Consider the following 14,533-nt stretch of genomic DNA (forward strand, 5'->3'; position numbering starts at 1 on the left):
CCATTAGCTTTGCCAGCCCAATAACCCATAGAGCCGAGAAGCATCAAGGCTCTATGGATCCCGTCGAACCTTAGCGCGCCATGATTTTCCAGGCGCGGTGGATCTTGCCGTTACGGGCAAAGTCCGGGTCGATGGTTTGCGCGGTGATTTCCTCGACGGCGTAGCGCGTTGTGAGGTTGTCTTCGAGCTGGAACTTGCGGAAGTTGTTGGAGAAGTACAACACCCCGCCCGGCGCCAGGCGTGCCATGGCCAGGTCGAGCAACTGCACGTGGTCACGCTGGACGTCGAAGATGCCTTCCATGCGCTTGGAGTTGGAGAAGGTCGGCGGATCGATGAAGATCATGTCGAACTCGTCACGGTTGGCTTCCAGCCAGGCCATGACATCGCCCTGCTCCAGGCGGTTCTTGTCGGAGAAACCGTTGAGCGACAGGTTGCGGCGCGCCCAGTCCAGGTAAGTCTTGGACAGGTCGACGCTGGTGGTGCTGCGGGCGCCCCCCTTGGCCGCGTGCACGCTGGCGGTCGCGGTGTAGCAGTACAGGTTGAGGAAACGTTTGCCGGCCGCCTCTTTCTGGATGCGCATGCGCATCGGACGGTGGTCCAGGAACAGCCCGGTGTCGAGGTAGTCGGTCAGGTTGACCAGCAGCTTGACCCCGCCTTCGTTGACCTCGACAAACTTGCCCTGGGCACTCTGGCGCTCGTACTGCTTGGTACCACTCTGGCGCTCGCGGCGCTTGACCACCACGCGGCTTTTGTCGATGTTCAAAGCCTGGGGAATGGCGGCCAGGGCGTCGAACATCCGCGCCGAGGCTTTTTCCGGGTCGATCGACTTCGGTGCGGCGTACTCCTGCACATGGACCCAGTCGTGATACAGGTCGATGGCCATCGAGTACTCAGGCATGTCGGCATCGTATACGCGGTAGCAGTCGATCCCTTCGCGCTTGACCCACTTGCCCAGGGCCTTGAGGTTCTTCTGCAGACGGTTGGCAAACATCTGCCCGCCCTCGCTCAGACGCGCCTGCTCGACCACGGGCACGGGGGCCGGGGTGGGCTTGATCGGGTTGCCATTCTTGTTGTACTGACGCTCTTGCGGTTCGACCGGCGCCTGGTCGTAGATCGCCTGTTCACGCTCGGCCTGGCGTTGCTCCGGGGTCCGGCGCTCGCCGGTGACGAACTGGTCGGGCAGCACTTTGATCAGCAGCAGCTTGCACGGCAAGGCGCCGTTCCAGAACGCATACTGCTTGTGGCTGCGTATGCCCATGCGTTTGCCCAGGTCCGGCGCGCCGGTGAACACCGCCGCTTCCCAGTTCAGGCAGGCCTGACGCAGGCGCTCGCCAAGGTTCTGGTAGAGGTAGAGCAGGCTCGCCTCGTCGCCCAGGCGCTCGCCGTACGGCGGGTTGCAGATCACCAGGCCTTTCTGGTTCTGGTCCGGGCGCGGCTCGAAGGTGGCCACTTCGCCCTGGTAGATCTTGATCCACTCGCTCAGGCCAGCACGCTCGACGTTGTTGCGACCCGGCTGGATCAGGCGCGGATCAGCCTCGTAACCGCGGATCCACAGCGGTGGCTTGGCCAACCCGGCGGCGGCACGGGCGCTGGCTTCTTCATGGAGTTTTTTCCACAGCGCCGGCACGTGGCCGAGCCAGGCGGTGAAGCCCCATTGCTCACGACGCAGGTTGGGGGCCATGTCGGCGGCAATCATCGCCGCTTCCACCAGGAAGGTCCCGACACCACACATCGGGTCAGCCAGGGCGCCGCCCTGGGCCGCGATGCGTGGCCAGCCGGCACGAATCAGGATCGCCGCCGCAAGGTTTTCCTTCAGCGGAGCGGCACCTTGCTGCAGGCGATAGCCGCGCTGGTGCAGGCTGTGCCCGGACAGGTCCAGGGAGAGGATCGCTTCGCCACGGTCCAGGCGCAGGTGAATGCGCAGGTCCGGGTTGAGCTTGTCGATCGATGGACGTTCGCCCGACGGCGTGCGCAGTTTGTCGACAATGGCATCCTTGACCTTCAGGGCGCCGAAGTGGGTGTTGTCGATGCCCGAACCGTGGCCGCTGAACTCCACCGCCAGGGTGCCGTCCGCCAGCATGTGGTCTTGCCACTCGACATCCAGCACGCCGTGGTAGAGGTCTTCGGCGTCCTTCATCGGGAAGCGCTTGAGGACAAACAGCACGCGGTTTGCCAGGCGCGACCACAGGCACAGGCGATAAGCGGTTTCCATGGTAGCCATGCCGCGCACAGCCGAGGTGTGCTCGCGCGCTTCCTCAAGGCCAAGCCCGACGGCTTCCTCGATGAGCAGGCCTTCAAGGCCTTTTGGGCAAGTGAGGAAGAGTTCGTAACGATCCGACATGGGAGTTCCAGGGCCTTTAGCGATAAGTGAACGGGCAACGCATTGACCGCTCGGTTTTCAATCAAGCGCTTTTCTAAAAGAGCGCTCGCGTGGCACGAAGGTGTGCCGTCCCACCCTGGCGGCTGTTCCAGCCAACCGGCTGGAATGAGCTTAGATGCCCGGGCAGATAAAAGATTCGATGCAATAAAATGTCATAACTCGACCCTTCGTCGAATAGTAACCGAGTGCATCGGTTGGACATGACACGGGAAGCATTCGCCTCATCATTCTTTGAGAGCCTGATCATAGCGGGGTTTGGCCAACCACCCGGCAAAACCCGTGTTGTTTCTTATGGCCTTAACATCTTTATCGTTACGTCCTTATGACAAAACGATCATTCCCTCGATGTGACGCATTGGTTAGAACTCAACTCAGGTTGACGCCGCAACGACGTCAACACCTTGGCTCGCCACGCCGGCAGCGAGCCGCCATTGGCAGAGCGTTTTCTGCCTGACCTCGATAGAGGTCGACGCGACACATACAGTCAACAAGTGAGGGCAACACCCTATGAGAAGACTTAAGCGTGATCCGTTGGAAAGAGCATTTTTGCGCGGATATCAATATGGCGTTGGTGGCAAATCCCGTGAGCTTTGCCCATTTACTCTACCGTCGGTACGCCAAGCCTGGATTAACGGCTGGCGAGAAGGACGCGGCGACAACTGGGACGGTATGACCGGCACTGCGGGAATCCACAGACTCAACGAACTTCACGCCGTCGGCTAAACGGGGCACACATTCCGACACGACAACTTGATTACGTAACGACTTAACCATGCACGTCCTCTCCGGACGGCGGGCTTCGGCCCAGGGGCCCCCTTGAGGGGCCCTTTTTTATGGCTGTCTGTATTAGCGCAGGGCGGCGATGGCGTCGACCGATTCACGGATCAGCGCCGGGCCCTTGTAGATGAAGCCCGAATAGATCTGCACCAGGCTGGCACCCGCGGCGATTTTCTCAGCAGCGTGCCGTCCTTCGGTAATCCCGCCCGCCGCGATGATCGGCAAGCGCCCCGCCAGTTCCGCCGCCAGCACCTTGACCGTATGGGTGCTCTTCTCACGCACCGGGGCGCCCGACAAGCCGCCCATCTCGTCACCGTGCTCCATGCCTTCGACGCCCACCCGGCTCAGGGTGGTGTTGGTGGCGATGACCGCGTCCATGCCGGTTTCAATCAGCGCCTGCGCCACCTGGACGGTCTCTTCGTCCGTCATGTCCGGGGCGATCTTGATCGCCAGGGGCACATGCTTGCCATGGCGCAGGACCAGTTCGGCGCGGCGCGTGGCCAGGTCGGCCAGCAGTTGCTTGAGCGAATCACCGAACTGCAGGCTGCGCAGGCCCGGGGTGTTCGGCGAACTGACATTGACCGTGACATAGCTGGCGTGGGCGTAGACCTTGTCCAGGCAGATCAGGTAGTCGTCGACTGCGCGCTCGACCGGCGTATCGAAGTTCTTGCCGATGTTGATCCCCAGCACGCCCTTGTACTTGGCCGCGGCAACGCGGGCCAGCAAGTGATCGACGCCGAGGTTGTTGAACCCCATGCGGTTGATGATCGCCTCGGCTTGCGGCAAGCGAAAAATCCGTGGCTTGGGATTGCCCGGTTGTGGGCGCGGGGTGATGGTGCCGATTTCGACGAAACCAAAACCGAGCTGGGCAAAACCGTCGATGGCCGCGCCGTTCTTGTCCAGGCCTGCCGCCAGGCCGACCGGGTTGGGGAAGTCCAGGCCCATGACAGTCACCGGCACGTGGGCCGGCGCCTTGCACAGCAACCCGTTCAGGCCCAGGCGCCCGCCCGCACCAATCAAGTCCAGGGACAGATCGTGGGAGGTTTCCGGGGAGAGTTTGAACAGCAGTTGGCGGGCCAGGGTATACATGGGTGGGCTTGACTCGAGTCGGCGGCGAAATAAGGCGGCGATTATAGCCGGGCATCGGGGTCGCAGGCGAGGCACATGTACAAATCCCTCGGCAATGGCATATGCCTTGCACCGTGAACCCTATCCGTACTCATGCCAGCGCCGGGATGAGTCGAAAGACCATGGCGTCGTCATCCGACTTTGCTTGCACAGCGGTCCGGGGCGACGCTTTTTTTTGCAAGGTGCACTCTCGATGAACGAACCATCAGTCGGCCCACTGGCCTGGGTCAATGGCAGCGATGCGCCGGAAAAGACCTCAATCAACCTGGGCTTCATGGCCCTGAGCGATTGCGCCTCGGTGGTGGTCGCCGCCACCCAGGGCTTTGCCCAGCCCTACGGCCTGACCCTGAACCTCAAGCGCCAAACGTCCTGGGCCAACCTGCGGGACAAGTTGGTCAGCGGCGAACTGGATGCCGCCCATAGCCTTTATGGCCTGGTGTACGCGGTGCACCTGGGCATTGGCGGCGTGGCCGCCACCGACATGGCCGTGCTCATGGGCCTGAACCACAACGGGCAGAGCATCAACCTTTCCCACGGTCTGCAAAGCCTGGGCGTGACCAGTCCTGAGGCACTGGATCGGCACGTGCACCAAAGTCGCCCAAAACTCACCTTCGCCCAGACCTTCCCCACCGGCACCCACGCCATGTGGTTGTACTACTGGCTGGCCAGCCAGGGCATTCATCCGCTGCGCGATGTCACCAGCGTGGTGGTGCCACCGCCGCAAATGGTCGCGCACTTGCAGGCCGGGCGCATTGACGGGTTTTGCGCGGGCGAACCCTGGAGCGCCAGCGCGGTGCAGCAGAACCTCGGCTTTACCCTGGCGACGAGCCAGGCCATCTGGCCCGACCACCCGGAAAAAGTCCTCGCCTGCACCCGCGCCTTCATCGAGCAATACCCCAATACCGCCCGAGCGCTGGTGATGGCGATCCTGGAAGCCAGCCGGTTCATCGAGCAAAGCCCGGAAAACCGCCGCAGCACCGCACAGTTGCTCAGCGCCGCCGACTACCTCGATACCCCCGTGGACAACATCGAGCCACGCTTGCTCGGCGACTACGCCGACGGTCTCGGCAACCGCTGGCAGGACCCACATGCGCTGCGTTTTCACGGCCATGGCGAGGTGAACATGCCCTACTTGAGCGACGGCATGTGGTTCATGACCCAGTTCCGCCGCTGGGGCTTGCTGCGCGACGACCCGGATTACCTGGGCGTGGCCCGCCAGGTCCAGCAACTGGGCCTGTACCGCGACGCGGCCGGGGCCTTGGGCATAACCGCGGACAGCCATGAGATGCGCCGCAGCCAATTGATCGACGGCAAGATCTGGGACGGTGCGGACCCGGCGGCCTATGCCCGCAGTTTCACCCTGCACGCCATGACCGACACCCCCGCCCTGCGCGCCCAACCCTGACAGGAGAGCATGAGCATGTTGCGAATCCTGCTGATCAATGACACCGCAAAAAAAGTCGGACGCCTGAAGACCGCCCTGACCGAAGCCGGGTTTGAGGTGATCGACGAATCGGGCCTGACCATCGACCTGCCCGCGCGCGTCGAAACGGTGCGCCCGGACGTGATCCTGATCGATACCGAGTCACCCAGCCGCGATGTGCTGGAACAAGTGGTGCTGGTGAGCCGCGACCAGCCACGGCCGATCGTGATGTTCACCGACGAACACGACCCGGGCGTGATGCGCCAGGCGATCAAGTCTGGCGTCAGCGCCTACATCGTCGAAGGCATCCATGCCGCCCGCCTGCAGCCAATCCTCGATGTGGCCATGGCGCGCTTTGAAAGCGACCAGGCCCTGCGCGCCCAACTGTTTGCCCGGGACCAGCAACTGGCCGAGCGCAAGCGCATCGAATTGGCCAAGGGCCTGCTGATGAAAATGAAGGCCTGCAACGAAGAACAGGCCTACACCCTGATGCGCCGCCAGGCCATGAGCCGTCAACAGAAGCTGATCCAGGTGGCCGAGCAGATCATTGCCATGAGTGAGTTGCTGGAGTGAACGCTGCGTTGAATCACGTTTTGCGCGGCATCGTTGGCGACCCTCGCGGTTGCTCTTGTTGGCACAGATATCGCTAAGTAATCCACACAGGTAACCAACGGCGGTTGCCCCACCCACGACAACGACGTCGCACACCCCTTTCGCGCAAGCGCAGCGGGTTGCGGCGTTTTTTCGTTTTGGCCCCACAGCCCGGGGCCGGTGGTGCGGCCGTCGCGGCGCGCCACCGCCAAGCTCACGACTCCCTTCGAGACTCTTAACCGCTGAGGTGCGCGATGAATTCAAGCTTCTGGAAATCCGGCCATACCCCGACCCTGTTCTCGGCATTCCTGTATTTCGACCTGAGCTTCATGGTCTGGTACCTGCTGGGACCACTGGCCGTGCAAATTGCCGCCGACCTGCACCTGACCACCCAACAGCGCGGGTTGATGGTAGCCACGCCGATCCTCGCCGGGGCCTTGCTGCGTTTTGTCATGGGCCTGCTCGCTGACCGCCTGTCGCCCAAGACCGCCGGCCTGATTGGCCAGGTCATCGTCATCTGCGCGCTGTTCGGCGCCTGGAAGCTGGGCATCCACAGCTACGAGCAAGCCCTGCTGCTGGGGGTGTTCCTGGGCATGGCCGGGGCCTCGTTTGCCGTCGCCCTGCCCCTGGCCTCGCAGTGGTACCCGCCGCAGCACCAGGGCAAGGCCATGGGCATCGCCGGTGCGGGCAACTCGGGCACCGTGCTCGCGGCGCTGATCGCGCCGGTGCTGGCAGCCGCGTTTGGCTGGAGCAACGTGTTCGGCTTCGCCCTGATCCCGCTGATCCTGACCCTGATCGTCTTCGCCTGGCTGGCGAAAAACGCGCCGCAACGGCCCAAGGCCAAATCCATGAGCGATTACTTCAAGGCCCTGGGTGATCGCGACAGCTGGTGGTTCATGTTCTTCTACTGCGTGACCTTTGGCGGCTTCATCGGCCTGGCCAGCGCCCTGCCCGGCTACTTCAACGACCAGTACGGCCTGAGCCCGGTGACGGCCGGCTACTACACCGCCGCCTGCGTGTTTGGCGGCAGCCTGATGCGCCCACTGGGCGGCGCCCTGGCCGATCGCTTCGGCGGGATTCGCACCCTGCTGCTGATGTACGGCGTCGCGGTCGTGTGCATTGCCGCCGTCGGCTTCAACCTGCCCAACTCCTATGCGGCACTGGCGCTGTTCGTCTGCACCATGCTGGGCCTTGGCGCCGGCAATGGCGCGGTGTTCCAGTTGGTGCCCCAGCGTTTTCGCCGGGAAATCGGCGTAATGACTGGGTTGATCGGCATGGCGGGCGGGATCGGCGGGTTTGCCCTCGCCGCCGGCATGGGCGCGATCAAACAGAGCACCGGCAGTTATCAACTGGCCTTGTGGCTGTTCGCCAGCCTCGGCGTCCTGGCGTGGTTCGGCCTGCACGGGGTCAAGCGGCGCTGGAGAACCACCTGGGGCTCGGCTGCCGTGACCGCTGCGCGGGTCTGAGGCGTCGATGAGCCTGCAATTGAGCTTTGCCGAAGCCAGCGCCATCGGCCCGCGCGAGGAAAACCAGGACGCCCTGCGCCTGGTCACGCCCGCTGCAGAGCTGGCCGTGAGCAAGGGATTTCTGTTCGCCATCGCCGATGGCGTCAGCCAATGCGCCGATGGCGGGCTGGCAGCGCGCACCACCTTGCAGGCGCTGGCCCTGGACTACTACGCCACACCGCAGACCTGGGGCGTGGCGCAGTCCCTGGACCGCCTGCTGCTGGCGCAGAACCGCTGGTTGCAGGCCAACGGTGGCGGCCTGCCGCTGCTCACCACCGTGAGTGCGCTGGTGCTGCGCGGACAACGTTTCACCCTGGCCCACGTCGGCGATTGCCGGGTGTATCGCTGGCACGCCGAACAATTGCAACGCATCAGCGAGGACCACGTCTGGGAGCAACCGGGCATGCAGCATGTGCTCAAGCGCGCCCTGGGCCTGGATCAACACCTGGTGCTGGATTTTCTCGACGGCGAGTTGCGTGCCGGCGAGTGCTTCGTGCTGCTCAGCGACGGGGTCTGGGCAACGTTGGGCGACACCACGATTGCCGGGATTCTGCGCGATCAGCCGGACCTGCACAGCGCGGCCCAGACCCTGGTCAATGCCGCGCACCTGGCCGGCAGCCAGGACAACGCCAGCGCGCTGCTGGTGCGGGTCGACGCCCTTGGCGAGGCGAGCATCGGCGATGCGCTGATCCACCTGCAACAATGGCCCTTGCCGCCCCTCCTCAAACCCGGCCAGCGCTTCGAAGGCTGGCAGGTCGAGAAACTGCTGGGGCAGAGCCAGCAGTCGCTGATCTATCGCGTCCACGACAGCCAGCAGCAACCCTGGCTGCTGAAAACCTTGCCGGCGCCGTTGAACGACGACAGCCAGGCTGCCCAGGCCCTGCTGTCAGAGGAGTGGTTTCTCAAACGCGTCGCCGGGCGCAGTTTTCCCGAGGTCCATCCGGCAACCCAGCGTCAGCACCTGTACTACCTGATGCGCGAATACCCGGGGCAGACCCTTGCCCAGACCTTCGCCCAGTCCGGTCCGCTGCCGCTGGCGCAATGGCAGGCACTGGCCGAGCGCCTGTTGCGTGCGGTGGGCATGCTGCATCGACGGCAGATCCTGCACCGCGACATCAAGCCGGAAAACCTGCTGCTGAGCGAAGACGGTGAGTTGCGCCTGCTGGATTTTGGCCTGGCGTACTGCCCGGGCCTGTCCGAGGATCAAGCCAACGCACTGCCCGGCACACCGAGCTATATCGCCCCGGAAGCCTTTAACGGTGAGGCGCCGTCTGCGCAACAGGACCTGTATGCCGTCGGCGTAACCCTGTATTACCTGGCCACCGGGCATTTTCCCTACGGTGAAATCGAAGCCTTCCAGCGTCCGCGCTTCGGCCAGCCGGTGAATGCCCAGCGCTACCGCCCGGACCTGCCGGACTGGCTGGGACAAAGCCTGGAATGCGCAGTAAACGCCGACCCGGCCGAACGCTACGAAACCGCCGAGCAATGGTTGCTGATTCTGGAACACGGCGAGCGACGCAGCTTGAGCGTGCGCCCAAGACCGCTGCTGGAGCGCGAGCCGGTGAAGGTCTGGCGCACCCTGGCGTTGGTCTTGCTAATGCTTAACCTGGTGCTGCTTGCTGCCCTTGTTCGGCACTGAGCCCTGCTACCTGCCCCCTTCGGCGTCGCGCCATTGCTGTGCGCCGCGCCTTCAATCGGTGCACAAAACCCCATCTTCGCCACCCTAACACCCGGGCGGGCCCGATAAACCGCGACCACCGCCACTTGGCACAACCGCTGCATTAGCCCCTTCACCACACATACAGCCCAGCCTTCAACGACGAAGGGTGCGCTCCCCGAGAGAACGGGACCAGGACAAAGGCGTCCTCGCTAGATCACTAGCGGGACGCCTTTTTTTGTTTGCGCAAATTACACCGAGCCAGTCCCATCGACCCGATGACACCGGCCTGAGCTTGCGGAGAACCCGATGAAAAAATTGAAACTGGTGATGATCGGCAACGGGATGGCCGGGGTCCGCACGCTCGAAGAACTGCTCAAGCTGAGCAGCGAACTGTATGACATCACGGTTTTCGGCGCTGAACCCCATACCAACTACAACCGCATCCTGCTGTCCCCGGTGCTGGCGGGTGAGCAGACCTTCGCAGAGATCGTGCTCAACGACCTCTCGTGGTACCAGGAGCACAACATCACCTTGCTGCTCAACCGCAAAGTGGTGGCGATCGACCGGGTCAAGCGCCGGGTCATCGCCGCCGACGGCAGCAGCGCCGACTACGACCGCCTGCTGATCGCCACCGGCTCGACGCCCTTCATGCCGCCGATCCCGGGCAACACCCTACCAGGGGTGATGGGCTACCGCGACATCGCCGATACCCAGAGCATGATCGACACCGCCCGCACCCACCGCCACGCCGTGGTCATCGGCGGCGGCCTGCTAGGCCTGGAAGCGGCCAACGGCCTGATGCTACGCGGCATGCACGTGACCGTGGTGCACATCGGCGAGTGGTTGCTGGAGCGGCAACTGGACAAGACCAGCGGCCAGTTGCTGCAAGCCGCCCTGGAACAACGCGGCCTGCATTTTCGCCTGGGTGAGCAGACCCAGGCCCTGCTCGACACCGGTACCGGCCGGGTGGGCTCGGTACAGTTCAAGAACGGCGAGATTATCCCCGCCGACCTGGTGGTGATGGCCACCGGGATCCGCCCGGCCAGTGAGCTCGCAGAACAGGCCGGCCTGCCCTGCAACCGCGGCATCCTGGTCAACGACACCCTGCAGACCTATGACCCGCGCATCTACGCCATCGGCGAATGCGCCAGCCATCGCGGCATTGCCTATGGCCTGGTGGCGCCGTTGTTCGAGCAGGCCAAGGTCTGCGCCAACCACCTGGCCCAGTTGGGCTTTGCCACCTACAAAGGCTCGGTGACCGCGACCAAGCTGAAAGTCACCGGCATCGACCTGTTCTCCGCTGGCGACTTCATGGGGGGCGAAGGCACCGAGACCATCACCCTGCGCGACCCGATCGGCGGGATCTACAAAAAACTGGTGATCAAGGATGACGTGCTGGTCGGCGCCTGTCTGTACGGCGATACCGCCGATGGCGGCTGGTATTTCCAGCAGATCCGAGAGCACCAGGGCATTGCCGCCATTCGCGATCACCTGATGTTTGGTGAGCCGGCGCTCGCCGAAGCCGGCCACCAGGACCTGGCACTGCAGGCCGCATCATGATCAAGCGCCAGACGACTGCCTCGACCTGCTGCTATTGCGGGGTGGGCTGCGGCGTATTGATCGAGCATGACGGCGAGCAGATCCTCGGCGTCAGCGGCGACCCGACGCACCCGGCCAACTACGGCAAACTGTGCAGCAAGGGCTCGACCCTGCACCTGACCGGCGACCTCGCGGCCCGGGCGCTGTATCCGCAGTTGCGCCTGGGCAAGGGCCTGGCCCGCGCCCGCACCGACTGGGACAGCGCCCTGGACCATGCCGCCAGCGTGTTTGCCCGAACCATCGCCGAGCATGGCCCCGACAGTGTGGCGTTCTACATCTCCGGGCAACTGCTGACCGAGGACTACTACGCCTTCAACAAACTGGCGCGGGCGCTGGTGGGCACCAACAACATCGACAGCAATTCGCGGCTGTGCATGTCGTCGGCGGTGGTGGGCTACAAGCGCAGCCTGGGCGCCGATGCGCCGCCCTGCAGCTACGAGGACCTGGAACTGAGCGACTGCGTGATGATCGTCGGCAGTAACATGGCCTACGCCCATCCGGTACTGTTTCGTCGCCTTGAGCAAGCCAGGGCCCGTCGGCCGCAGATGAAGGTGATTGTCATCGACCCTCGGCGCACCGATACCTGCGACCTGGCCGACCTGCACCTGGCGATTCTGCCGGGCACCGATGTCGCGCTGTTTCACGGCATCTTGCACCTGCTGCTGTGGGAAGACTGGATCGACCGCGCCTTCATCCAGGCCCACACCGAGGGCCTGGCCGAACTGAAGAACCTGGTACGCGACTACACCCCCTCCATGGTGGCGCAACTCTGCGGCATCAGCGTCGCGCAGTTGCAGCAGTGCGCGGAATGGGTCGGCACCTCGGCGAGTTTTCTGTCGTTGTGGTGCATGGGCTTGAACCAGTCCACCGCCGGCAGCGCGAAGAACAGCGCACTGATCAACCTGCACCTGGCCACTGGACACATCGGCCGCCCGGGCGCGGGGCCCTTCTCCCTTACCGGTCAGCCCAATGCCATGGGCGGGCGGGAAACCGGCAGCCTGGCGAACCTGCTGCCTGGCCATCGCGAGGCGAGCAATGCCGGGCATCGCGCCGAAGTAGCCGCCTATTGGGGTGTACCCACGCTGCCGGAAACGACCGGGCTGACCGCCATCGAACTGTTCGAGCAGGTCAACAGCGGCACCATCAAGGCGCTATGGATCGCCTGCACCAACCCGGCGCAGTCCCTGCCGGACCAACAGAACGTACGCGCAGCCTTGCAGGCGTGCCCGTTCGTGGTGTTACAGGAGGCTTTTAGCACCACCGAAACCGCGCCCTTCGCCGACCTGCTGCTGCCGGCCGCCAGTTGGGGGGAGAAGGAAGGCACGGTGACCAACTCCGAACGGCGGATTTCCCACGTTCGCCGCGCCATTGCGCCACCCGGCGAAGCACGCCCGGACTGGGCTATCACCGTCGATTTCGCTCAACGCCTGGAGAAATACCTGCGCCCGGGTCAAGCCAGCCTGTTTGCCTTCGATCACCCTGCGCAACTGTTCGACGAGTTCAAGCAACTGACCCATGGACGCGACCTGGACCTGTCCGGTATCAGCCACGACCTGATCGACCGCCTCGGTCCGCAGCAATGGCCCTTCCCCCTGGGCGCCACAAGCGGCACGCCGCGCCTGTACGTAGACGGGATATTTCCCACGGCCAGCGGGCGCGCGCAGTTTATCGCCGAGCCGTTTTGCGCTGCCAAGGAGCAACGGGACGCGCACTTTCCCCTGACCCTGATCACCGGACGCCTGCGGGATCAATGGCACGGCATGAGCCGCACCGGCACCGCGGCACAGCTGTTTGGCCATGTCAGCGAAGCGCTGCTGAGCCTGCACCCGGATGAACTGCAGCGCCAGCATTTAAAGACGGGCGACCTGGTCAGCCTCAAGAGTCGTCGCGGCAGCGTGATCGTCGCACTCGCCAGTGACGACTCGGTACGCCCGGGGCAAGCCTTTCTCCCGATGCACTGGGGCGACCGCTTCCTCAAAGGTGGTGTGAATGCCCTGACCCAGCCGGCGTTCGACCCGCTGTCCAAACAGCCCGAACTGAAACACAGCGGCGTGCGAATTGAAGCCGTTGAGCTACCGTGGCAATTCTTCGCCCTGGTCGAGGGCAATGTTCAACAGCATTTCGAGGCCCTGCGCCCGCTGTGCGAGGACTTTGCCTACGTCAGCCTCAGCCTTGCCGGACGTGAGCGGCCGGCGCTATTGATACGCGCCGCCTGCGCCCAGGCGCCGGCCCCACAACGGCTGCAGGAGATCGACCAGCACCTGGGACTCGACCACGGCCCGGTCCTGGCCTACGACGATCCTCGTCGCGCCATCGGCAAGCGTGTGCGCATCGAACAGGGACGCATCACCGCGATCCGCCTGGCCGGGGAAACGCTGGCCCGGCACTGGCTGCAGAACCTCTGGCTGGAAGGTCGTGTCGATGCGCACCTGCGACCCTGGTTGCTGGCGCCCTTGAGCGCAGCGCCAGGCACTGACGTAGCTGCCTCTGGCGCGCAGAAGACCCTGTGCAACTGCAAAAACGTCAGCCACAGCGCAGTGTGCGCCGGTATTCGCAGTGGCCTGGATTTGCAGGGCCTGAAACAACAACTGGGTTGCGGCACGCAATGCGGCTCCTGCGTCCCGGAAATCAAGCGTCTGCTGGCCGCCCAGGTGCGGCCAAGCGCAATCACCTCGTGAGGAATGCAACATGAGCGCAAAAGTCTGGTTGGTGGGTGCAGGCCCGGGTGACCCTGAATTGCTGACCCTCAAGGCGGTACGGGCATTGAGGGAAGCGGACGTGGTCATGATCGATGATCTGGTCAATCCAGCCGTGCTGGAGCATTGCCCCCGGGCGCGGGTCATTGCCGTGGGCAAGCGCGGTGGCTGCCGCTCGACCCCTCAAGCCTTTATCCATCGCCTGATGCTGCGTTATGCCCGCCAAGGCAAGTGCGTGGTGCGGCTCAAGGGTGGTGACCCGTGCATTTTCGGACGCGGCGGTGAAGAAGCGCAGTGGTTGCGCGAGCGCCAGATCGAGGTCGAACTGGTCAATGGCATCACCGCCGGCCTGGCGGGGGCCACACAGTGCGATATTTCCTTGACCCTGCGCGGCGTCGCCCGGGGCGTGACCCTGGTGACAGCCCATACCCAGGACGACAGCGAGCTCAACTGGCGCGCACTGGCTCAGGGCGGAACGACTCTGGTGGTTTATATGGGCGTGGCAAAACTGGGGGACATTCGCCAGCAGTTGCTGGACGGCGGGATGGCGGTGGACACGCCAGTGGCAATGATTGAAAACGCTTCCATGCCGAACCAACGCGAATGCCGAAGCAACCTGACAGCAATGAAAGAAGATGCCTACAGCTTTCAGTTAAAAAGCCCAGCGATCCTTGTGATAGGTGCCGTGGCCGCGTCTGCAGCCCTGGATCAGAGCCTGCCGGCGTCCGTGACACAGTTGCCATGGCCTTCCAACGCAGCGTTGTAACATCGGCC

Annotated in this window: 9 protein-coding genes and 1 pseudogene; 8 read left to right on the forward strand and 2 right to left on the reverse strand. The window is 63.9% G+C overall.

The window, feature by feature from the left end; genetic code table 11:
- Nucleotides 1–70 precede the first annotated feature (70 nt).
- Entirely contained in the window at nt 71–2,341 is a 2,271-nt protein-coding gene (rlmKL, locus tag AACY45_RS06835; RefSeq protein WP_339544746.1) for a bifunctional 23S rRNA (guanine(2069)-N(7))-methyltransferase RlmK/23S rRNA (guanine(2445)-N(2))-methyltransferase RlmL, read from the reverse strand.
- A 546-nt stretch (nt 2,342–2,887) separates the two neighbouring features.
- On the opposite strand from rlmKL, the gene rmf reads away from it, so the two are divergent.
- Entirely contained in the window at nt 2,888–3,103 is a 216-nt protein-coding gene (gene rmf / locus AACY45_RS06840; RefSeq protein ID WP_003223300.1) for a ribosome modulation factor, read from the forward strand.
- A gap of 123 nt (nt 3,104–3,226) precedes the next feature.
- Here the strand turns inward: rmf and AACY45_RS06845 are convergent, their stop codons facing one another.
- On the reverse strand, nt 3,227–4,246 hold the full coding sequence (locus AACY45_RS06845; RefSeq protein ID WP_339544747.1) for a quinone-dependent dihydroorotate dehydrogenase: 1,020 nt from the start codon (nt 4,244–4,246) through the stop codon (nt 3,227–3,229).
- Nucleotides 4,247–4,478: 232 nt separating this feature from the next.
- Here AACY45_RS06845 and AACY45_RS06850 point away from each other — a divergent pair, with 232 nt between their 5' ends.
- The 7 genes and pseudogenes from AACY45_RS06850 to cobA all read left to right on the forward strand — a co-directional run bounded on the left by AACY45_RS06850 (nt 4,479) and on the right by cobA (nt 14,525).
- A complete protein-coding gene (locus AACY45_RS06850; protein WP_339544748.1) occupies nt 4,479–5,690 on the forward strand; it encodes a CmpA/NrtA family ABC transporter substrate-binding protein in 1,212 nt (403 codons plus the stop codon).
- Between the two features lie 15 nt (nt 5,691–5,705).
- Entirely contained in the window at nt 5,706–6,281 is a 576-nt protein-coding gene (locus tag AACY45_RS06855; RefSeq protein WP_166590083.1) for an ANTAR domain-containing response regulator, read from the forward strand.
- 272 nt (nt 6,282–6,553) lie between these two features.
- Nucleotides 6,554–7,765 carry a nitrate/nitrite transporter gene (locus AACY45_RS06860; protein WP_339544749.1) on the forward strand — a complete coding sequence of 404 codons (1,212 nt, stop codon included), beginning with the start codon at nt 6,554–6,556 and terminating at the stop codon, nt 7,763–7,765.
- 7 nt (nt 7,766–7,772) lie between these two features.
- The gene (locus AACY45_RS06865) at nt 7,773–9,443 is read left to right on the forward strand and encodes a bifunctional protein-serine/threonine kinase/phosphatase (RefSeq protein ID WP_339544750.1); all 1,671 of its coding nucleotides are present in this window, start codon (nt 7,773–7,775) and stop codon (nt 9,441–9,443) included.
- Between the two features lie 327 nt (nt 9,444–9,770).
- Nucleotides 9,771–10,997, forward strand: a pseudogene (locus AACY45_RS06870) (NAD(P)/FAD-dependent oxidoreductase); the annotation flags it as partial.
- A gap of 23 nt (nt 10,998–11,020) precedes the next feature.
- Nucleotides 11,021–13,741 carry a nitrate reductase gene (locus AACY45_RS06875; RefSeq protein WP_339544751.1) on the forward strand — a complete coding sequence of 907 codons (2,721 nt, stop codon included), beginning with the start codon at nt 11,021–11,023 and terminating at the stop codon, nt 13,739–13,741.
- A 10-nt stretch (nt 13,742–13,751) separates the two neighbouring features.
- Nucleotides 13,752–14,525: a uroporphyrinogen-III C-methyltransferase gene (gene cobA, locus AACY45_RS06880; protein WP_339544752.1), complete on the forward strand. Its 774-nt coding sequence runs from the start codon at nt 13,752–13,754 to the stop codon at nt 14,523–14,525.
- Nucleotides 14,526–14,533: the final 8 nt, after the last annotated feature.

This window comes from Pseudomonas sp. RA_35y_Pfl2_P32 (assembly GCF_963970735.1).
Classification (GTDB): domain Bacteria; phylum Pseudomonadota; class Gammaproteobacteria; order Pseudomonadales; family Pseudomonadaceae; genus Aquipseudomonas.